Origin of the sequence: Shewanella woodyi ATCC 51908, assembly GCF_000019525.1 — a bacterium.
In the GTDB taxonomy this organism is placed as follows: Bacteria; Pseudomonadota; Gammaproteobacteria; order Enterobacterales; family Shewanellaceae; genus Shewanella; species Shewanella woodyi.
Genome location: NC_010506.1, coordinates 1,629,499 through 1,650,729 on the forward strand (window position 1 = coordinate 1,629,499; position 21,231 = coordinate 1,650,729).

General features: G+C 43.1%; 21 protein-coding genes. 14 read left to right on the top strand and 7 right to left on the bottom strand.

Annotated elements, in window-relative coordinates; genetic code table 11:
• Nucleotides 1–197: 197 nt before the first annotated feature.
• From SWOO_RS06540 to SWOO_RS06545, 3 genes are all read right to left on the bottom strand, one after another.
• Nucleotides 198–431 carry a hypothetical protein gene (locus tag SWOO_RS06540; RefSeq protein WP_229377316.1) on the bottom strand — a complete coding sequence of 78 codons (234 nt, stop codon included), beginning with the start codon at nucleotides 429–431 and terminating at the stop codon, nucleotides 198–200.
• A gap of 439 nt (nucleotides 432–870) precedes the next feature.
• Entirely contained in the window at nucleotides 871–1,002 is a 132-nt protein-coding gene (locus SWOO_RS26360; RefSeq protein ID WP_267864808.1) for a hypothetical protein, read from the bottom strand.
• Nucleotides 1,003–1,606: 604 nt separating this feature from the next.
• The gene (locus SWOO_RS06545; RefSeq protein WP_012323924.1) at nucleotides 1,607–3,007 is read right to left on the bottom strand and encodes a M28 family peptidase; all 1,401 of its coding nucleotides are present in this window, start codon (nucleotides 3,005–3,007) and stop codon (nucleotides 1,607–1,609) included.
• 135 nt (nucleotides 3,008–3,142) lie between these two features.
• On the opposite strand from SWOO_RS06545, the gene SWOO_RS06550 reads away from it, so the two are divergent.
• Complete coding sequence (locus SWOO_RS06550) at nucleotides 3,143–3,439, top strand: ArsR/SmtB family transcription factor (protein WP_012323925.1); 297 nt, start codon at nucleotides 3,143–3,145, stop codon at nucleotides 3,437–3,439.
• Nucleotides 3,440–3,571: 132 nt separating this feature from the next.
• Here the strand turns inward: SWOO_RS06550 and rpsT are convergent, their stop codons facing one another.
• On the bottom strand, nucleotides 3,572–3,838 hold the full coding sequence (rpsT, locus tag SWOO_RS06555) for a 30S ribosomal protein S20 (protein ID WP_012323926.1): 267 nt from the start codon (nucleotides 3,836–3,838) through the stop codon (nucleotides 3,572–3,574).
• Between the two features lie 245 nt (nucleotides 3,839–4,083).
• Here rpsT and murJ point away from each other — a divergent pair, with 245 nt between their 5' ends.
• The 12 genes from murJ to SWOO_RS06615 all read left to right on the top strand — a co-directional run bounded on the left by murJ (nucleotide 4,084) and on the right by SWOO_RS06615 (nucleotide 18,080).
• Nucleotides 4,084–5,643, top strand: a complete 1,560-nt coding sequence (gene murJ, locus SWOO_RS06560) for a murein biosynthesis integral membrane protein MurJ (protein ID WP_012323927.1) — start codon at nucleotides 4,084–4,086, stop codon at nucleotides 5,641–5,643.
• A gap of 97 nt (nucleotides 5,644–5,740) precedes the next feature.
• On the top strand, nucleotides 5,741–6,676 hold the full coding sequence (gene ribF, locus SWOO_RS06565; protein WP_012323928.1) for a bifunctional riboflavin kinase/FAD synthetase: 936 nt from the start codon (nucleotides 5,741–5,743) through the stop codon (nucleotides 6,674–6,676).
• Between the two features lie 32 nt (nucleotides 6,677–6,708).
• A complete protein-coding gene (ileS, locus tag SWOO_RS06570; RefSeq protein ID WP_012323929.1) occupies nucleotides 6,709–9,531 on the top strand; it encodes an isoleucine--tRNA ligase in 2,823 nt (940 codons plus the stop codon).
• 122 nt (nucleotides 9,532–9,653) lie between these two features.
• Nucleotides 9,654–10,184: a signal peptidase II gene (gene lspA, locus SWOO_RS06575; RefSeq protein ID WP_012323930.1), complete on the top strand. Its 531-nt coding sequence runs from the start codon at nucleotides 9,654–9,656 to the stop codon at nucleotides 10,182–10,184.
• A 5-nt stretch (nucleotides 10,185–10,189) separates the two neighbouring features.
• Nucleotides 10,190–10,612, top strand: a complete 423-nt coding sequence (fkpB, locus tag SWOO_RS06580) for an FKBP-type peptidyl-prolyl cis-trans isomerase (protein ID WP_012323931.1) — start codon at nucleotides 10,190–10,192, stop codon at nucleotides 10,610–10,612.
• A gap of 3 nt (nucleotides 10,613–10,615) precedes the next feature.
• Nucleotides 10,616–11,563, top strand: coding sequence for a 4-hydroxy-3-methylbut-2-enyl diphosphate reductase (ispH, locus tag SWOO_RS06585; RefSeq protein WP_012323932.1), 948 nt, complete (start codon nucleotides 10,616–10,618; stop codon nucleotides 11,561–11,563).
• Nucleotides 11,564–11,801: 238 nt separating this feature from the next.
• Nucleotides 11,802–12,368 (top strand): type IV pilus modification protein PilV, encoded by a 567-nt coding sequence (pilV, locus tag SWOO_RS06590; protein ID WP_012323933.1) that lies wholly within the window; start codon nucleotides 11,802–11,804, stop codon nucleotides 12,366–12,368.
• On the top strand, nucleotides 12,369–13,349 hold the full coding sequence (locus SWOO_RS06595; protein WP_012323934.1) for a PilW family protein: 981 nt from the start codon (nucleotides 12,369–12,371) through the stop codon (nucleotides 13,347–13,349).
• Nucleotides 13,350–13,396: 47 nt separating this feature from the next.
• A complete protein-coding gene (locus SWOO_RS06600) occupies nucleotides 13,397–13,825 on the top strand; it encodes a pilus assembly PilX family protein (protein ID WP_012323935.1) in 429 nt (142 codons plus the stop codon).
• 3 nt (nucleotides 13,826–13,828) lie between these two features.
• The gene (locus tag SWOO_RS06605; protein ID WP_012323936.1) at nucleotides 13,829–17,389 is read left to right on the top strand and encodes a pilus assembly protein; all 3,561 of its coding nucleotides are present in this window, start codon (nucleotides 13,829–13,831) and stop codon (nucleotides 17,387–17,389) included.
• A 14-nt stretch (nucleotides 17,390–17,403) separates the two neighbouring features.
• Nucleotides 17,404–17,790, top strand: a complete 387-nt coding sequence (locus SWOO_RS06610) for a type IV pilin protein (RefSeq protein ID WP_012323937.1) — start codon at nucleotides 17,404–17,406, stop codon at nucleotides 17,788–17,790.
• Nucleotides 17,790–18,080, top strand: a complete 291-nt coding sequence (locus tag SWOO_RS06615; protein WP_012323938.1) for a TapY2 family type IVa secretion system protein — start codon at nucleotides 17,790–17,792, stop codon at nucleotides 18,078–18,080. Before SWOO_RS06610 ends, SWOO_RS06615 begins: the two co-directional genes overlap by 1 nt.
• 11 nt (nucleotides 18,081–18,091) lie before the next feature.
• On the opposite strand, the gene SWOO_RS06620 is transcribed toward SWOO_RS06615, so the two are convergent.
• Nucleotides 18,092–18,625: a GspH/FimT family pseudopilin gene (locus tag SWOO_RS06620; RefSeq protein ID WP_012323939.1), complete on the bottom strand. Its 534-nt coding sequence runs from the start codon at nucleotides 18,623–18,625 to the stop codon at nucleotides 18,092–18,094.
• Between the two features lie 140 nt (nucleotides 18,626–18,765).
• On the bottom strand, nucleotides 18,766–19,275 hold the full coding sequence (locus SWOO_RS06625; protein ID WP_012323940.1) for a GspH/FimT family pseudopilin: 510 nt from the start codon (nucleotides 19,273–19,275) through the stop codon (nucleotides 18,766–18,768).
• Nucleotides 19,276–19,520: 245 nt separating this feature from the next.
• Here SWOO_RS06625 and SWOO_RS06630 point away from each other — a divergent pair, with 245 nt between their 5' ends.
• Entirely contained in the window at nucleotides 19,521–19,859 is a 339-nt protein-coding gene (locus SWOO_RS06630; RefSeq protein ID WP_012323941.1) for a P-II family nitrogen regulator, read from the top strand.
• A 79-nt stretch (nucleotides 19,860–19,938) separates the two neighbouring features.
• Here SWOO_RS06630 and SWOO_RS06635 read toward each other — a convergent pair whose 3' ends face one another.
• Nucleotides 19,939–20,961, bottom strand: a complete 1,023-nt coding sequence (locus tag SWOO_RS06635) for a LacI family DNA-binding transcriptional regulator (RefSeq protein ID WP_012323942.1) — start codon at nucleotides 20,959–20,961, stop codon at nucleotides 19,939–19,941.
• Nucleotides 20,962–21,231 lie beyond the last annotated feature (270 nt).

The window sequence follows — 21,231 nt, forward strand, 5'->3', positions numbered from 1 at the left end:
CTGGTTGCTAGCTCATTTTTGGACATAAGCTTGTTAGAACTAGGGCTCTAAAGGTGAGTAGTGGGATTAGTAAATCTATGGTGTTCGACAATGCAGTAACGCCCTAATAATGGGCAAAAAATTGTTGGCTAAAATGTTGAGGAACGAAAATAGTCAACTGTTTTTTATCCTTATTAATTAGCTTGTTATATGCCAATTTACACATATATGCTGATTAGAACAATACTTAATATGATGACCACTATCCCTGTACAAATGATGCGACCTTCATGTTCTTCAGCTTGCTTGCCACGAGGGTAATTACCCAATGTGACAACTAACAAAAATATGCGACCAACCCAATAGATAAGAAACTCACAAATAGCTTCTATAAGGATAAAACGGATCAACCTAAGAATAGTTTTTATTGCTCCTTCGGCTAACTCTTCCACCGAAACCTCCTTGTGCATATAACATTTGTATACACGCCTTGCGCGTTTATCAAGTTAGACCAGTAAAAGTGTATGTGCTTAATCGTCTGATTTATAATCATTTACAACGATTAGTCTAAACACACCTCCTGGAAAAACGAGAATGCACACTTTGTTTGCCTCGTATCTCCTGCAAACCGAGCAAGCGCGTTTTTAGTTACTTGAATTTACATCTATTTCTATTTCCACTCAATAACAAACCGTGAACTGATTGCGCAACATTTAGAGGTTTACCGCACAAAACCGATACTACTGTACATAAGTGCAAACACTGATGAACTTAGAGGTTATCGTTAGACGGAGTCCTTACCTTTCCGACTGATGAAAGAAGTGCTGAAAAAGAGGTCTGTGCTGCATAGGATGAATTGCTGTGAATAGCAAATAAAGGGGCAAAAACCATTTACAAAATTCTGCCAGTTAAACCAAATCGAAGAGATAGATGAACAGGTGTAGGTGCGGCTACGAGTTTTGGCAGCATGGAAGCTGCCGTAAAGCCCACAGGGCAGAAAATGTTCCAGACATTTTTCTGCATTTCCTACTATCCGTGTAGGTCAGACGTGCTAGCGGCGTCTCGTAGGAGTATCTGCACACTCCCCCGCTGGAAGCGATAGACAACCATGAAGGTACTACTTTCAAACACAACATCAAATATCAAACCAGCCAGAAGCTAAACAAGAAAATGTAATCAGCCTTCATTCGAAGGCTAGCCAACTTTGGGGCAGGTTGGGGCGTACCATCTTATTCGTGAGTTACGAACACTGCTAAATAAAGTCAAATCGAAGAGAAAAATAACCAAGTGTAGGTGCGGCTGTGACCGTCCGTGACATGGCCGTTCTATGACATCCATGTCACCACGGCATTCGTGAATCCATTCACATCAGATGTCACGGCCGAGACTATAGGGATATACTTGTGTCGTGTCACAGAAGTATCTGCACATAACCCTGCTGGAAGCAATAAGCAGCAATGAAGGTAAGACCTTCAAACACATTACCAAATGGCAAATCAGCCAGAAGCTAAACAAGAAAATGTAATCCAGCTTCATTCGAAGCAATTAAACCACCATTATAGATAAACGGTGGCTTAATTGATGAGGCAAAAATAAAGCTGATCGCTAAACAGCTATTTAGCAATATCTACTTAGTTGCCAAGGGACGTAAATCAATCTCTGATTGAGCCATTAGATAAGCAAACTGTGCGTAGGCTGCCACGTTCTGCTGTAACGATTCGGGATTAACCTTATCTAACGTATCATTAGGGGTGTGGTGATAATCAAAATAGTCTCGGCCATCTTGCCTTAATGATGCGACTGGGACGCCTTGTTTAGGCAGCATAGAGACATCTGGGCCACCAGAGGCGGTGTTGGTGCCCATTGCGACACCATTTGCTGTCATAGGTTTGCTAATCGCTAGCACATCTTTAAAGGCCTGCTCTGAGACGCGGTAGTCGATCTGGTAGATAAGCCCTGCGCCAAAATCAGACTCTGCGGCGATATAGTGCTTTGCAAGTTCATCTTTATGGGCTTTGGCGTAAGCTTTACCGCCAATCAGGCCAAGCTCTTCTGCTGCGTAAAGTACGACTCGAATGGTTCTGGCAGGTTTTTGTGGTAAGTCTTGAATAAGTTTACCTGCCGCTGTCACGATACCGACTCCTGCCCCGTCATCCAATGCGCCTGTGCCCTCATCCCACGAGTCTAAATGTGCGCCTATAAGCACTATCTCATCGGGCTTTGTGGCACCAGTTACCTCGGCGATAACATTATAGGAAGTAGCGTATCCATGACTTTGTGGTGACATCTTAAGCTGCAGCACTACATTCTCATCTCGTTTTAGCATTAAGTTGAGTTGGTCAGCATCGGGTGATGATAATGCGGCGGCAGGAATACGCGGCACATCGTCTTGATAGCGCATTGCACCAGTGTGAGCCATACGGTCATGATCTGTGCCTATGGAGCGAATAACAATGGCCAAGGCGCCTTTGGAAGCGGCTGCCACTGCGCCCCGTGAACGTCCGCCTACCGTTTTGCCATAGCCTTTGCCTGTGGTGTGTCGCTCAGTTTTATGGTCGATGAAGGCTATTTTTCCTGTTAATGCTCCCTCTGGTGCTGCTTTGAGTGCGGCGAGGGTATCAAAACGGACAATAGGGGCGGTGATCCCGTCAATTGGTGTGGCGACACTGCCACCTAGGGCTGTGATGACTAAGCCTTGAGGATAGGGGGCGACCACCATCGCTTTGGCATCACCTCTATCCCATACAGGGACTTTTACTGGCTCCTTATAAACCTTATCGAAACCGAGTGTTGTTAATTTATCTTCTGCCCACTGAACGGCAATAAGATCTTTTTCACTGCCTGCTAATCTTGGCCCAACCTCTACGGTGAGAGATTCGACAAGATCATAGGCCAGGGAGGAGGCGAGAGCTTGCTGCTGTAACTGTTCGGAAATCTGAATGTTTTCCGATTTTGGCTGTGTGTGTTGGCAGGATAAAAGTGGCACTAAAAGAGAAGCCATGAGTAAGGTACGACGATAGTTTTGCATAAGTTTCCTTTGTTTTTATTACTTATGTCCCATTTTTGAAAACAATCTAGCAAAAAGTGTGCTTTATGTCCCGACTATATCCGTTAGGCAAGGCTATATTAGTGGCGGGGATTGTTTTAGGAGAATTTGCTCGTAATGAATATCGAATTAATGCAGCAACGTGCTGACCACGCCGTTGTAATGTTGAAAGCTTTAGCTAATGAACGCCGTCTCTTTATCCTGTGCTACCTTCTTAGCGAAGGGGAGATGTGTGTTGGTGAGATGAATAAGAAATTGGGATTAAGTCAATCTGCTCTGTCTCAGCATTTAGCTTGGTTAAGAAAAGATAATTTAGTCGAAACCCGTAAAGAGGCACAAACCGTTTATTATTCACTGAAGAGTCAAGAGGTGTCAGAGATCATTAAGTTGCTCAATAACATCTACTGTCATTAAGTGGAAGGAAATACCTATTGGTATTAAAAACTGACAAAACTGACTGTTTTGTCAGTTTTTTTATGTCTGTCTTATTAAAATTTAGACATAAAAAAACCGGCCTAAGCCGGTTTTTTATCGCAAAACTCAGAATTAAGCAGCTAGTGCTTTGATTCTTGTGTTTAGGCGAGCCTTATGACGGGCAGCTTTATTCTTGTGAATAAGGCCTTTAGTTGCCATACGGTCAAGGATTGGTTGTGCAGCATTAAATGCTTCAGTCGCCGCAGCGTGATCGCCAGCTTGAATAGCTGCGATAACTTTCTTTACGTATGAACGTAACATTGAGCGACGGCTAGCGTTATGCTGACGACGCTTTTCAGATTGAAGCGCGCGCTTCTTTGCAGACTTGCTATTAGCCAAGGTGCAACTCCTAAAAGGGTTAGATATTTTAAAGGTCGGGAATATGCCTCATTTTTGTCACTTTGTCAATGACAATAGTTGAATCTTTATCTTAAAGATAAATAATTCAGCCTGCTTGGCTATCTTCAACCTAACTCGTGTAAGATGGAGCGCAATTCTAGCAGCTATTGTGAGAAGGTGACAGAGGGAAAATCAAATTATTGAGACGATTCTTCTGGGCTTCTCGGTATATTTCTGGGCATATTTTGAGTAAAAAATTAGTTAAGTCAGGCATCATTGTGAGTGTCATGACGTTAGTTTCCCGTGTCATGGGATTAATCAGAGATGTCGTTATCGCTAATTTGATGGGAGCCGGAAGTGGCGCCGATGTTTTTATCTTAGCGAATAAAATCCCTAACTTTTTAAGACGTTTATTTGCCGAAGGGGCTTTTTCACAAGCCTTTGTTCCCGTATTTACCGAATACCAGCAGAAACATTCACCTGACGAGGTGCGTGAACTGATCTCAAAAGTAACGGGTACCTTAGGTATTTTGGTGAGTGTTGTCACCTTAGTTGGTGTAATTGGCTCCCCGTTATTGATGGCATTATTTGCCAATGGCTGGTTTGTCGCCTGGTTAAATGATGAGCCTAGTGGTGAGAAGTTTGAACTAGCGTCTTTGCTGCTCAAGATCACTTTCCCCTATCTTTGGTTTATCACGTTTACAGCCATGGCGGGCTCTATTCTTAATACTCGTGGGCGATTCGCGGTGTCAGCATTCACGCCCGTCTTTTTGAATATTGCTATTATCTGCGCGGCGCTTTTTCTCTCACCAAAGCTTGAAAGTCCTGAATTGGGACTCGCGCTTGGGGTGTTTTTTGGTGGTTTAATTCAGTTTCTGTTTCAAATTCCTTTCCTGCTGAACGAAAGGGCGTTAGTTAAGCCATCTTGGGGTTGGCATTATCCTGGAGTGGTCAAGATCCGCACCTTAATGATCCCGGCCATATTTGGGGTGTCGGTTTCACAAATTAACCTTCTATTTGATACTTTTATTGCCAGTTATCTAATGACCGGCTCCATCAGCTGGCTTTACTACTCTGATCGACTATTAGAGTTTCCTTTAGGTCTGTTTGGTATTGCGATTGCCACTGTCATCCTTCCTGCATTGTCTAAAAAACATGTGAATGATGAGGGGGGCGGGTTTGCAAAAACCATGGATTGGGGCGTTAAAGCTATCTTGTTACTCGGCATGCCCGCTATGTGTGGCCTGATATTGTTAGCCAAGCCTATGCTGATGGTGCTGTTTATGCGTGGTGCCTTTACAGTCGATGATGTTGAAATGGCCTCTTACAGCTTGATGGCCTATGGCAGTGGCCTGTTAAGTTTCATGCTTATCAAGGTATTAGCCCCTGGGTATTATTCGAGGCAAGATACTAAAACACCTGTGCGTTATGGCATTATTGCGATGGTGAGTAACATGGTATTTAATGTGATCTTTGCTATTCCGTTTGGTTATGTTGGTTTAGCTATCGCCACTTCGCTCTCAGCATTGCTCAATGCAACTTTGCTATACCGAGGCTTGGCTAAAGCGAATGTCTATAAAGTCAGCAAACAAACAGGGCTCTTTTTTGGTAAAGCACTGCTATCTTGTATAGTGATGGTCACCGTTTTAATTCAACTTTTACCCAGTCAAGATATTTGGTTGCAACAAGTGTTCACACAGCGAGCCTTAACACTTTTAGCCTTGATTGGTGCAGGCGTAGGGAGTTACTTAATCAGCATGATAGTGCTGGGAATTCGTCCCTGGAAAATTAAAACGGGTTTGTAAATAACGGCTAGAGGCAATACCAAGTAAGATCATTGCTGATAATCAATGTCAGCTGGTATATAATCCGCCCACTTAGGCTTGCTAGTTATGTAATGTAATGGAACTAATCCGCGGTATAAACAATATTTTACCAGCACATCATGGCTGTGTTCTCACCATTGGAAACTTTGATGGAGTGCACCGTGGTCACGCTGAAGTTATCTCAAAGCTTGTAAAAAAAGCGAGACAACTGAATGTACCTGCAACTTTGATGACGTTCGAGCCTCAACCGCAAGAGATGTTTAGGGGAGATAGTGCCCCTGCAAGACTCAGTACTTTGCGGGATAAAATTGTCTTGCTTGAAGAGTTAGGCATCGATCGCTTAGTGTGCATTAACTTCAATACTAAGTTTGCTGAGATGCCCGCCGAAGATTTTATCGACAAGTTGTTGGTGAAGTCCCTTGGTGTTAAATACCTTGTTGTCGGAGATGATTTTTGCTTCGGTAAGGAGCGAATGGGTAATTTTGATATGCTCAGGACTTCGGGTGAGAAACATCAGTTTGCTGTTGTCAGTACTCAAAGTTTTCTTCTTGGGGATAAACGTGTCAGCTCCACTGAAATTAGGGGCTTACTCGCTAAGGGGAAGATGGAGCAGGCTAGACGGTTATTGGGACACCCTTTTACCTTGAGTGGGCGAGTCGCCCATGGTGAAGAGATTGGGCGCACCATAGGATTCCCTACGGCCAACATCGCTTTGAAACGTAAAGTGAGCCCTGTAAGAGGGGTGTTTGCCGTCAAACTGTATTGGGATGATAGTGACGTATATGATGGTGTCGCCAATGTTGGGTTTAGGCCGACGGTGAATGGGCAAAAGTGCCAGTTGGAAGTACACCTTTTCGATTTTGATGGTGACCTGTATGGGCGCACTGTTGAGGTTGAGTTAGTAGCAAAAATTCGAGATGAACAGCCTTTCCAGTCTCTGGAAGCGCTGAGAAAACAAATTAACAATGATGCAGACAAAGCCAAAGCCTTGCTTGGCTGTGATGCAGGTTAAGCCTTTTGGCAAACATAAATGGTATAGGATTAATGAGCGACTATAAATCTACTTTGAATTTGCCGGAAACTGAGTTTCCGATGCGTGGTAATCTGGCTAATCGTGAGCCAGTGATGTTGAAATCGTGGGCAGAAGATGATCTGTACCAACAGATCCGCGATAGTCGTATTGGCCGTAAGCCTTTTATTCTACATGATGGCCCTCCTTACGCGAACGGCAGTATTCATATTGGTCACTCAGTAAATAAAATTCTAAAAGATATCATTGTTAAGTCTAAAACGATGTCAGGCTTTGATGCGCCTTATATTCCTGGTTGGGATTGTCATGGTCTGCCTATTGAACTTAAAGTTGAGCAAAAAGTGGGTAAGCCTGGACATAAGGTTACCGCTGCCGAGTTTCGTGTGAAGTGTCGTGAATATGCGGCAAAGCAGGTTGATGGTCAGCGTGATGACTTTATGCGTCTAGGCGTATTTGGTGACTGGCACAACCCATATCTGACGATGGATTACAGCACTGAAGCCAATATTGTTCGCTCTTTGTCAAAAGTTATCGACAGTGGTCACCTGCACAAAGGTGTTAAGCCTGTTCACTGGTGTACCGAGTGTGGCTCGGCTTTGGCTGAAGCTGAAGTTGAGTACGAAGATAAAAAATCTCCAGCTATCGATGTCGCTTTCGCAGCTGCCGATAAAGTGACACTGCTTGCTAAGTTTGGTGTAGAGGAGTGCAGTGGCTCAGTTTCTATGGTTATCTGGACGACCACACCTTGGACGCTGCCTGCTAACCGTGCGCTATCTGTTGCTGGTGATATCGAGTATGCCCTTGTTGAGTTTGTTAAAGGCGATAAGACAAGCAGTGTTATCTTAGCCGAGACCTTGGTTGAGTCATGCATGGAGCGTTATGGTGTTGATTCTCATAATGTATTAGGTAAAACAAGCGGTCAATCTCTTGAGTTACTAAGATTTAACCACCCATTTTATGACTTCGATGTGCCAGTTATCTTGGGTGAGCATGTGACTGTTGACTCAGGTACCGGTGTGGTTCATACCGCCCCTGGACATGGTCAAGACGATTTTGTTGTGGGTCAGAAGTATGGTCTTGAAGTGGCGAACCCAGTTGGCGATAACGGCGTATATAAGTCTGATACTGAAATTTTTGCCGGTCAGCATGTATTTAAGGCTAATGATAATGTTGTTGCACTTCTTGAAGAGAAGGGCGCGTTAATCAAGCTTGAGAATATTCTTCACAGCTACCCTCATTGCTGGCGCCATAAAACTCCTATTATCTTTAGAGCAACGCCTCAGTGGTTTATCTCTATGGAGCAGAAGGGTTTAAGAAAGCAAGCGCTCAATGAGATTGAACAGACTCAGTGGATCCCTGATTGGGGGCAGAGCCGTATCGAGAAGATGGTTGAAAACCGTCCTGATTGGTGTATCTCTCGTCAACGTACTTGGGGAGTACCGATTGCACTGTTTGTGCACCGCGAAACCGAAGAGCTTCACCCGGACAGTAGCTCTCTTATGGAGCGTGTTGCGAATAAGATTGAGCAAGAAGGGATCCAGGCTTGGTGGGATCTTGACGCCGCTGAGCTTTTAGGTGAAGAAGCTGATCAGTATCGTAAAGTGACTGATACCTTAGACGTGTGGTACGACTCAGGTTCATCGTTCTCGTCAGTTGTAGCCTCACGTCCTGAGTTTCAAGGTCATGATATTGACCTTTACCTAGAGGGTAGCGATCAACATCGTGGCTGGTTTATGTCATCTTTGATGATCTCAACTGCGATGAATGGTAAAGCACCTTATAAGCAAGTGCTAACCCATGGTTTTACCGTAGATGGTAATGGTCGCAAGATGTCAAAGTCTGTGGGTAATGTGATTGCTCCTCAGACCGTGACCAATAAATTGGGTGCCGATATTCTGCGTCTTTGGGTTGCAGCGACAGATTACAGTGGCGAGATGACTGTGTCTGATGAGATCTTAAAGCGTAGCGCAGATGCGTATCGCCGTATTCGTAATACAGCTCGATTCCTGCTGGCTAACATCAATGGCTTTAATCCAGAGACAGATCTGGTTGCCGTTGAAGAGATGGTTGCGTTGGATCGCTGGGCTGTTCGCCGGGCTGCTGCGCTACAAGAGGAGCTACTAGAAGCATACGAGCAGTATAACTTCCACGTTGTGACACAGAAATTGATGCAGTTCTGCTCTGTTGAATTGGGTAGTTTCTATTTAGATATCATTAAAGACAGACAGTACACTGCTAAAGGTGACAGCCATGCTCGTCGTAGTTGTCAAAGTGCCTTGTACCTGATCTCTGAAGCTATGGTTCGTTGGATTGCGCCAATCTTAAGCTTTACCGCAGATGAAGTGTGGCAGTTATTGCCAGGTCAACGTGATAAGTATGTCTTCACGCAAGAGTGGTTCCAAGGGCTTAAGTCAGTCACGCTAGAGTCTGATTTAAGTGATGATTTCTGGTCTGAGCTTTTAACCGTGCGCGGTGAAGTGAACAAGGTGATTGAGCAGGCTCGACGTGAGAAGCAGGTCGGTGGTTCACTTGAAGCTGAGATAACTCTCTATGCCGATGATGCCTTGTCGACTGCTTTAGCGACCTTAGGTGATGAGCTGAGATTTGTACTGCTTACCTCTAAGACTCAAATTCTTGACCTGTCAGCAGCGCCTGCTGATGCGATAGAAACAGAGTTAAGCTCGCTTAAGCTAGGGCTTAAAAAGGCGGAAACCGAAAAGTGTGAGCGTTGCTGGCACCATAGAGAAGATGTTGGACAAGTTGCAACCCATCCAACGCTATGTACACGCTGCGTAACCAACATTGAAGGTGATGGCGAAGTTCGTCAGTTCGCTTAAATAGGTAATTGCAACGGCTCTTGAGGAGCCGTTGTTTTTTCTGCTATCTAATTTGCATGCTTAAAGGGTTCCGCTTCTTTAAGTGATTGCGAAGCAATATTGAGATTTAAAAGGATCGATAGATGCCAACTAACTGGAAAGACAGTGGCTTGCGTTGGTATTGGATGGTTGTATTGGTGTTTATTGCCGATCAGCTATCTAAGCAATGGGTATTAGCTAATTTTGAGTTGCGTGAATCGGTGGAGTTATTGCCTTTCTTTAACTTCACCTACCTACGAAACTATGGGGCTGCTTTTAGTTTTTTAAGTGATGCAGGGGGCTGGCAACGATGGTTCTTTACCTTCGTGGCAGTTGGCTTTAGTACATTACTGACCATTTGGTTAAGAAAACAACCAAGGCAGATGTGGCGTTTGAATTTGGCTTACACCTTAGTGATAGGTGGCGCGTTAGGTAATTTGATTGACCGCCTTCAACATGGCTATGTGGTCGACTTTTTGCATTTTTATTGGAACACAAGCCACTTTCCGGCATTTAATATTGCTGATTCTGCTATTTGTGTTGGTGCCGCTTTGATCATTATTGACTCCATTATTACCGAGCGAGATGATAAGAAAAAAAAAGCTCAAGAAAATAATAATACTGCGAAGGAGTAGTTACCTTGTCTGATACACGTTCTATTGTATGTCATATGAATATCGTGCTCGAAGATGGCTCTACAGCCGATAGTACTAAAGCATCGGGTAAGCCTGCCAGACTCAATATTGGTGATGACAGCTTAAGTCCCGCTTTTGAAGCTGAGATAACGAATTTAGCTCAAGGTGATAAGCATAGCTTTACGCTGCAAGCAGTTGATGCGTTTGGAGAGTCAAACCCTGATGCAATTCACCATATGGACAGAAGCAAGTTTCCTGCAGATATGAGCCTTGAACCTGGTGTGATAGTCAGTTTTGGTGGACCGGGTGGCAGTGAAATTCCAGGCATGATCCGCGAAGTGGCTGGAGACTCCATTACCGTCGATTTAAACCATCCTCTAGCCGGCCAAGTGGTCACCTTTGAGCTTGAAGTTGTACAGGTATTATAACGTATGCAAGTAGCCCAGAATCTTCAGATCAAGTTAGCTAACCCTCGGGGCTTTTGCGCCGGAGTGGATAGAGCTATCAGTATTGTAGAGCGAGCTTTAGAACTGTTTCCTGCACCTATTTATGTTCGCCATGAAGTGGTTCATAACCGCTATGTGGTGCAAAACTTGAAAGATCGCGGTGCGGTTTTTGTAGAAGAGTTAGATCAGGTTCCAGATAACAGTATTGTGATTTTCAGTGCTCATGGTGTTTCGCAAGCTGTAAGGAAAGAGGCTAAACATCGTGGTTTGAAGGTGTTTGATGCGACCTGTCCACTTGTTACTAAAGTTCACCTACAGGTTACCAGAGCTAGTCGCAAAGGGATTGAGTGCATTCTTATTGGTCATGCAGGTCATCCTGAGGTTGAGGGGACCATGGGGCAATATGATAACCCTGAGGGGGGAGTATTATTAGTTGAGTCCCCAGCGGATGTCGAATCGTTAGAGGTTAAAGATCCAAATAACCTCTGTTTTGTTACTCAAACCACGCTCTCTATGGATGATACTGCCGATGTTATTGAGGCGCTTCAATCTCGCTTCCCAAGTATACAGGGGCCTCGTAAAGATGATATCTGTTATGCAACCCAGAACAGACAAGATGCGGTAAGAAATGTCGCTGACGATGTTGATCTATTTATTGTTGTTGGTTCTAAAAATAGCTCTAATTCCAACCGTCTTCGTGAACTTGCACAGAAGAGAGGCACACAATCTTATTTAGTCGATAACTCTGATGATATCGATTCAAGTTGGTTTGAAGGTGTTACAAAAGTTGCGGTTACAGCAGGTGCATCTGCACCAGAAGTACTGGTTCAGCAGGTTATTGATGCAATAGCACAATTGGCACCTAGCGTGATCACTGAAGTTGAAGGGCGTAAAGAGGATACGGTTTTCGCTGTTCCTGCCGAGTTAAGGTGATAATCCTGCTGGTTTAATTTTTAGTTTAAGGAGGCTCATAGCCTCCTTTTTTATGTCTGATTTTCACTCAGGTTCTAATGATGAGACTTCTTATACACTAATATTACTAGCGGCTAACATTCGACTAAACTATGATTAACCTATATAGTGGGGTATTACTGCTAACTTTCAGATTTTTAACGGGTAAATAAGATTTTTAACCGTCAATAATATGGCGAATGAAGGACAATTGACGCAGATGAATAATGGGACGAAAGGGTTCTCTTTAATTGAGGTGTTAGTGTCGCTGGTCATTTTAGTGATCGGCTTAATTGGCATCTTTAATCTACATATTGTTTCGAAGAGAAGCAGCTTTGAGTCATTTCAGCAGACTCAAGCTTCCTACTATGTTAACGATATCATCAATCGCATGAAACTTAATCGCTCTCAATTAATTAACTATAACGGTACTTATAGCGGTGGATTATCACAGCCAGGGACTTCGTGTGATGTTGCTGCGGGTGGCCCCGCTGTGGTCTGCACTAATGTTGAAACTCGGCTTTGGGATCTTTACCAGTGGGAGCAGCTTTTTGGTGGCGCTTCAGAGCAACTCAGTGGACGTGATGTTGGAGGGCTAGATACTCCAACGGCCTGCATCAGGACTCAAGCCAATGGGCAGGTGCTGGTTGTGATGACATGGAGAGGAATTAGAGCGCTCTCAGATGGAACTGCTAATGCAGCAGGTGATAATGCTGCTTTCATTAAAGGGTGTGGCTCGAGTAGTGACAGACGCCGAGTTTATTCAATTAATACAGTGATCATATAGATGAGACAGTTAATGCGAAATAAGGGCATACAAGTTTCGGGTTTCTCCCTAGTTGAGCTTATGGTGGCGATGGTCATAGGACTGTTTCTCTCTGCTGGTTTGTTTTCCATGTTTAATATGTCGGCAACCAATGTCACGACCACGAGTCAGTTTAATCAATTGCAAGAAAATGGCCGCATTGCGCTTGCTTTGGTTGAGAGAGATATAAGTCAACTTGGTTTTATGGGGGACATGACAGGGACTGATTTTGTTCTTGGGGCAAATACACAGATCCCTGCTGGGGGGGTTCCAAACGATTGTGTTGGTGCTGGCGCGAATAATGCCAGTTTACCCAACAATACCCCTTCCCATTTCAGACGTCTTTGGGGTTATGAAAGTGGAGTTAGTGGGGATTCACTTGCTTGTTTAAATAGCGTTAATAGTGGCACTGATGTTCTTCAAATAAAAAGGTTAATTGGACCTGCAACAACCACTCCCAATTTAAATACGCGATATTACGTGGCTGCAACGCCTAATCAGGCAATCTTTTTTGTGGGAAACCCCGCCCCTCCTGTCTTGGCAAATGCTAGATTTTGGGAGTATCAACATCATGTTTACTACATAGCTAATGATGGTGATATCCCAGTATTAAGGCGCAGAACGTTAAGTGTTAATAACGGCATGGCCAATGAAGACCAGCTTGTTGAAGGTATCGAAAATATCAGAGTGTTATATGGATTTGACAATGATGGTGACAATACCGCTGATAGTTTTATGCCAGTGCAAAATGTGACAAACCTAATGTGGGATAACGAACTGTTCCAACGCCTAGTTGCTCTTAGGATATTTGTCTTAGTTCGTGCAGTAGAAGCTGACAACAGTTATACCAATAATACCGATTATGTTTTAGGTGATAAAACAGTTGCTGCTACAGGTGATAATTTTAGGCGTAAAGTGGTGTCGACTACTGTTGTACTTGAAAATCCAGTACTCATCAGATAGTCAATATTCATTTTCACGGCACATGTGAAATGTTTTGGAGTAAATAGATGAAGAAGCAAGAAGGAATGATCTTATTCTTTTCGCTAATTGTACTTGTCATCATGACGGTGATTGGTGTGGCTCTGGCTGTTAATTCTACCCAGTCTATTCGGATGGCTGGAGCTGGGTCTGAACGGGTTGAAGCGATGGCTGCAGCACATGGCGCACTCGATAGTGTCATTGATAGTAATCAAGGGGTTGCACTCGCCAATTTAACTGGGGAGATGAATGCGGGCACTATGTTAGGGGTGGCAAGTACGATAACACCATTACAACTTGATGATGTCAGTTGTCAGCGCAGTGCAAATGCAAGTTCATCGAATTTAATCAGTTGCCGTCGCTCTGAAATTACGAGTGTTTCCAGTTTTGGTCGAAACAATATGGGACGGTTAACGGTTGTGGGCGGCGTAGAGCAAGAAGTGCTTACTGGGAGTTAAAAGATGATAGTTAAACATGTTGCATGCGTAGCTTTATTTGTTTTAGTTGGTATATCGGCAGGAACCTTTGCTGATGATACTGATCTCTATGTTGTAGAGTCTTCTGTAAGAACGGGAGCGAACCCTAAAGTATTGATAATTTTTGATAACTCAGGAAGCATGACTACCATTGAGGAGGATGCACCTGGCGCTTATGATTCCACCACCACCTATGAACCCATTAGCTCAGCCCACGCGTATCAAGATGATAAGATCTACTTCACAAAAGGGATAGGTATCGATAATGCTGGTATGGACATTCCCTTAAGCCCCTCTGATTCAAGACGCTTTTTAAAAGATATCAATGGCTGTCATCAAAGCTGGGATCTTATTGAGCGGTATGGGCGTTTCACTGGCTTTGTTGGTGAGTATAGAATAAAGGGGAAAACGGGCTCTTGGGGGGAGTTACGAGATAACAGTGGGGCTAACTATGACACCATAGATTGCCTTGAGGATATTCAGGAAAATGATCCTATCAATGCCAAAGACAAAGATGGTAATGCCCATGGTGACGGTTTTCCTGTCGATGGAATGAGACAGGGTAATACCCCTAAGCCCTATAGCACAACAGGCGGAGATACTCAGCTTGGGTTAGGTGAAGCAGTTACTCTCTATACGGCCAATTATCTTCGCTGGCATGCGGCTGCTGTTGCTGACGCGTTACCAACTAGCCCACAATCTCGTTTAGACATTGCGAAAACGGCAATTGAGACAGTGATTAACACGAATACCTCGATAGATTTTGGGTTAGCTCTGTTTAATATGAACTATCCATCAGAGGGCTACCGAGATGGCGGGAGAATCGTGTCTAAGATACAGAAGATGTCTCCGGCAAATAAAACTGCGCTTTTATCTACCATAGATGGGATCCCAGCAGATACAAACACCCCTCTTTGTGAAACTTTATTTGAAGCTTATAAGTACTTTTCGGGTAAGCCAGTGCTTTATGGTAAAAAGGATTCTGATTACTCAAGTTGGTATGATGGTAATAAACCTCCTAGAGATACTAGCGCAGAGTCTGGTCTGAACTACTCCTCGCCATTTAGAGTTTGCCCTGATATAGCCTACGTTATCTATATTACTGATGGTGTGCCAACTCAAGACACCTTCGCTGATACAGATATAACAACACTCACAGCTAGTGGAGTAACAGAGAAGGCTGATGATAAAGTGGTTGCTCCAGATTATTCTGTTTTCTCTGATCCAGGCTTAAGCTCTCCAAGTTATCTCCCAGCGTTAGCAAGTTATCTTTATCATAACGATCTAGTCACTTCACCAGAGACTTTGAGTGATGGCTCTACAAGAGAGCATATGCAAACAGTTAAAACCTTTACTATCGGTTTTAGCTCTGGTGCTGAGGATGCCGAAGCGCTATTGAAAGAAACTGCGAGGAGAGGCGGGAACAAAGTCGATGATAATGGTGTTAATACCGGTTATTTCCAAGCTACGGGAGGCTTAGGACTCGTTGCCGCCATGAATGATGCACTCCTATCTATTATGGAGACTGATGCCAGTTTTACCTCTCCTAGTATCGCAAGTAATAACTTTGATAGAACTCAAACTTTTGATGCGGCCTATTATGCGATGTTTCTACCAGGGAGAGGCCCTAGATGGAGTGGTAACCTTAAAAAGCTTAAAGTGACTTCAGGTGGTGTTCTGGTGGATAAGTCTGGTGGTGTTGCTATCGGTGATGCTGGAGATATTAAAGACACCGCATGTACTTTCTGGAGCTTATGCACAAGTAAGTCTGATGGCAAAAGTGTTCTAGAGGGGGGAGTAATAGAAGCCCTACAGAGAGCAACACCCTCTACCGGGATAAGTGCTCGTACTATCTACTCAAATTTGACTAACCCTATGTCGGATCTTGCTCAAGTTTCAGAATCCATTCTCTCAACCAGTATGGGGATAGTTGAAGCCGATGTCAGTGATACGGTTAAGTGGTTATATGGTTATGATGTTGATGGTGATAACCCAGGTGGAAGTGCAACTGATTATCGCAGTGATATTATGGGAGATCCTCTGCACTCAAAGCCATTAGCGCTGAACTTTGGCACAAAGACGAGCCCTGATATCCGTATTGTTTTAGGAACTAATCAAGGCTTAGTTCATATGTTTAAAGATACAGGAGATGAAGTTGAAGAGAGTTGGGCTTTTATCCCTACAGAACTCTTAAGCAATGTTCCTGTGTTGAAACAAAATGTGGCTAATGGTGGCCATTATATTTACGGCATGGATGGTTCCCCTGTTTCTTACACTGAGACTGACTCGTCAGGGAGAGTGAATAAAGCTTGGGTGTTTATGGGGATGCGCCGTGGTGGTTCCTCCTATTATGCACTAGATGTCACCTCTCCAGATTCGCCTAGTGTTAAATGGATTATAACTCCTGATAGTTCAGGTTTTGCTGAGCTTGGGCAGTCTTGGTCTGAACCTATTGTGACGACTATTCCGGGGCATTCTGGTCCTGTTCTGATATTTGGTGGCGGTTATGATGCTCCGCTTTATGATGCTGATACTGTTCCTAGTACTGCTGCGAGTAAAGGCAAAGCTATCTATATAGTTGATGCCGATACAGGTGCCTTAGTGCATGCATTTACAGATACTGGAGTTGGCGGGACTAAAATGGATGGACTTGTTGACAGTATTCCAAACTCTGTTGCGATTTTGGACAGCAACAATGATGGTGACACCGATAGAATCTATGCCACGGATGTAGGTGGTCATGTATGGAGGATTGATCTAGCAGAGTCAACAAGGAGTACATGGAGCTCTTATAAGTTTGCAGATCTAGGTGGAAGTACAGCCATTAATGATAGGCGTTTTTTTGCGGAGCCTGCTGTGGCTCAAACGACTTTCAGTAACATCTCCGAAGTTGAAGTGACTGATGGAGAGGGCGCGACAACGACAACTACCTCATATCAAAATGTTCCCTATGATGCCGTTGTTATTGGTAGTGGCAGTCGTCCCCACCCTACGAGTGTAGTGACTTCAGACAAGTTCTTTGTACTGCAAGATCGTAATGTCGTCACTCGAAGTGTGATAGGGGAGCCTGTTCCAGAAGTGCTAGATATGAGTAAACTCTACAATGTTACCTCTACACCACCAGTTACCGAGGCTGAAAATATCTCCTTTGGAACAAAGCGGGGATGGTACTTTGATTTTACGGGTTCTGGTGAAAAGTCTTTAACTGCGGCTCTAATTATCGATGGCAAGGTTTTCTTTACCTCTTTCTTACCGTCAGTGAACGAGGTTTCAGATCTAATTTGTAGTAGCTCTGGTCAAGGTCGATTATATGTGTTTGATCTTCATAGAGGGACGCGAAGTTATGAGAATGTCTATTATGAGTTAGGAGAGCGTGTACCAGATACCCCTCAAATAGTGGTCCCAGCTCCAGAAACAGGTGAAGACCCCTATATCTATATTATTGGTGTAGGGAAAGGAGAGATTAAAGATGGAGCGCCAACAGGAACCATTAATGTAGGGGCGGGTTTAGGCGTTAATAAGATCTATTATCATATCGATGAGTAGGTAGAGAATTGAAGATGAAAATGAGAAATGGTTTTACGCTAGTAGAGTTAATGGTTGGTATTGCAATTATTGGAATATTAACAGCAATAGCTTACCCCTCATATACTGAATATGTTGCCGAGGGGGCTAGAGCAGAGGCACATACATCGCTGCTAAGGATCTCAAATCTACAGGAGCAGTTTTATTTAGATAATAGAACTTACACGGAAGATATGAACGAGCTTGGTGTAGGTGCAGATCCCTTTGTGACACAAAGTAACCTTTATAGCGTTGATTCAACAGGGACTGGCAGTTTTGTTCTAGTTGCAACTGCGCTAGGAGTCCAAGCGACTCGAGATAGTGCTTGTGCAACGATTCAAATTACAGATACAGGTGCAAAAACACCTACGGAGTGTTGGTAATGAAACGTTTTATGATATCCATCTTCTTATTTAGTCTATCTGCAACGACTGTGGCGAGCGAAAAACAAGATTATAAATGTTTTGTAAACTCAACAGATGGAGATAAAGTTGTTTTTTACCGGTGGAAAACTGATGAGTTAAAACTCAAGATGGCAAAATTAGTTGGACGTACAAATACTAATAAGAGAGGGAAAAAGTATTTCATTAAAACTGTACAAGAGTGTGTGCACACCAATGAAAACTTTGAATCTGCGGACGCTAAAAAAGTTGATAAGGTGACACTACATTAAGTTATAACCGCTTAATAAGAAGTACAATTGATAATAGAGTCAGAAAAGCGAACCTTTCCTGAGGAACTGACCTCTACACCACGTGAGTTTTCGCTGGTTGTAGAGCCCGGGCAGTATGAAAAAGTACCGACTGTTGAATTGGTTGGAATAAGCCCATCCGGTGTAAAGCTCACAGAGCTTCCTGCATAGGTAAAAAAGTCTTTGCTGTTAAATGCATCTACCTGTTTGATGATGGGATCTGTTACGCCATTTGTTGAATCTATAGTTGCCGCTGCGCCATTATCAATAAAGATGCTGAAACCTGACTTCCAATCAGAGCCACAACTAGTGCCTGAAATGGGACATACAGTGACTCTGGCACCATAGCTGACTGCTTGGCTTCTGGCAAACATTAGGTATTGTTGTACTTTTCTAATTTCACTCTCAGCTCTATATCCTTGGTACATCTCTGTGAAAGAGGGAACACCAACAGTGATCAATATCATACCAATGACAAGTGTCACCATAAGCTCTACTAAGGTGAAACCCTTTTCTAGTGTTAACATTGCATAAATCCTCACATCTACTCATTACAGTATAAGTGAAAATGTATGTTTTATCTGCACTTTAATGATAAAAAAATGAGCCAATATATTGGCAGTTAAGGTTTTTTTGGCACAAATAAAGATAACGTTTGTTTGGCTCTCTAATCGCAGGTTATTACCTTCTGTTTTGAAAACCTTACACGACCAGCTTGGTTTACAATTAAGGCTGAGGAGTGTTCACTATCAATGCTAGAGGGACAATATTTTAGGGTTCCGTTTGTTCCTGATGCTAAACCTGTTGGCTGGAAGCGAATTGCCGAACGGTTGTATGTTATAAAATCCCTTGAATTAAAAGGGTTTGTTTTAAATATTATTCTATCATCTCCATCAAGTAGATTCTTCTCACCTAAGTCGGTAAATACTGTTAGTCCAATCCTCCAATCTTTTGAGCATCGCCCCTCCTCCATAGGGCAGACCGTTACTCTTATTGAGTAGTTAATCGCATAATTTCTAGCGAGTTGGAGAGATTGCTGTATTCGGCGTATAGAGGTATCAGAGCGAAAATATTCATACAGAGAATTGAATTGTGGTACGCCGACAGAGATGAGAATGGTGGATACGGCTAAGGTAGAGATGCACTCCACTAAGGTAAAACCTAGTTGTGTCTTCATATTTCATCCTTGATGATTAGCTGATTTACATCCAGTAATTCAGTGTATTTTTGAAAAACATTTTTGAGGTGATTTTTTGACAATTATAGACTAATAATTAAGCTAATGAGTTTTTGATACTGTTTGCAAAGTGGAGTCACCCAGTAATAGGAAAATGATATTTGCCTTTGGGGAAAAGAGATACACATGGTAAGCTTAATCATTAATGATTTTTATCCATTTAAGCAAGTGACTAGGAGAGTTTGATGAAGAAGGTCGAAGCCATTATTAAGCCATTTAAATTAGATGATGTGCGGGAATCGCTTGCTGAAATTGGTATAACCGGGATGACGGTTTCAGAGGTAAAAGGTTTTGGGCGTCAAAAGGGCCACACAGAGTTATATCGTGGAGCTGAATATATGGTTGATTTTTTGCCTAAAGTGAAAATAGAATTAGTTATCCAGGATGAACTGTTAGATCAAGCGTTAGAGGTCATTGTCGATACGGCCCGTACAGGTAAAATTGGTGACGGAAAGATCTTTGTTACTGAGATAGAGCGAGTGATACGGATCCGTACTGGTGAAGAGAACGAAGAGGCCGTCTAATTTCTTCTTGTTATAAGAGTTTTATATGAAAATGCCGCAAATCTATTGCGGCATTTTTAATTCCAGTTTACAAGTCGAGCTAGTTTGAGGCTTCCGAGCTGGAGTCTCTAATGACGGGTTCTGGAATGAATATTTTAGCTTGTTCAGCACTTATAGAGCGCCTTTTAGCTATCAGTAACTCAGTGGCTATTTGAGCTATTTTTTGATTTGGCTGATGTACGGTTGTGAGCTTTGGCCAAGTTTGCCTGGAGAATGGGCTATCCTCAAAACCGACAATTGAGAGCTGGTTTGGTATCTCTACCCCCTCAAGGCGAGCTGCAAAAAGTGCCCCAGCTGCTATTTCATCGTTACAGGCGACTATCGCAGTTGGTCTATCAATTTTATCTCTGCTTAATAGCTCTTTTGCGCCTTCTACGCCTGATTCAAAGGAGTATTGGCCAGCGATAATATCCTTCTCATCTACGTCAAGCTTGTTGCTTGTCATCGCCTGAGTGAAACCTGTCAAGCGCTCTTTTGTAGACTCATGATGTTGATCCCCGCTAAGAAAAGCAATTTTCTTATGACCCAGATCGATAAGGTGCTGAGTGATTGACACCGCGCCATGTTTGTCATTGACGAGTACCGCCAATCCTGTGTCCTCTTTGATCTTATCTCCAGCAATAATTCGGACATAGTTTGCATCTATTTCATCCAATGCTTTTAACACTTTAGGGTCTTCAGACAGAGGTGGGGTGAGCACTAACCCCGCTAGTCTGGCGTGCTTTACCATGGTTGTGAGCTCGTCACAAATGCTGTCAGACTTGGCGTTACATGGGTGGATCAATAGCTCGTAGCCCATATCTTTACAAGAAGAGAGAATGCCATTTTGCATATCAATAACGTAATAAGCATTTGGGTTATCATATATAAAACCAATCACATAAGACTTAGTTCCTGCCAAATTTCGAGCGGCTAGGTTAGGTTGATAGTCGAGTGCTTTTATCGCTTCATTGACTTTATCTACGGTCGCTTGTTTAACCGAAGGTTCATTATTCGTGACTCTAGAAACTGTCTTTATTGAGACGCCAGCATACTTGGCAACGTCGTTTATAGTTACTTTCATTTTGTTTAACGCTCTTTAATATCAATGCATTATGCATAAATCTAAGCATGTGAAATAGCCGTTTATATGCTTGCTCTTTTAGCTTTACAAAGAAAAGTTTTTCAATTTGTTACGACTATAGTGCGAATTTTTACTCTAATAAGCAAACGACAAATTCAATTTTCAAATCTCTTATATACAATTCATCTAAGTTATTTTCTCTTACTGTGTGGCTAGAAGCCATATTAACACTTGATTTACAAATCCCGATTAGAACAATACTGGTGTAAG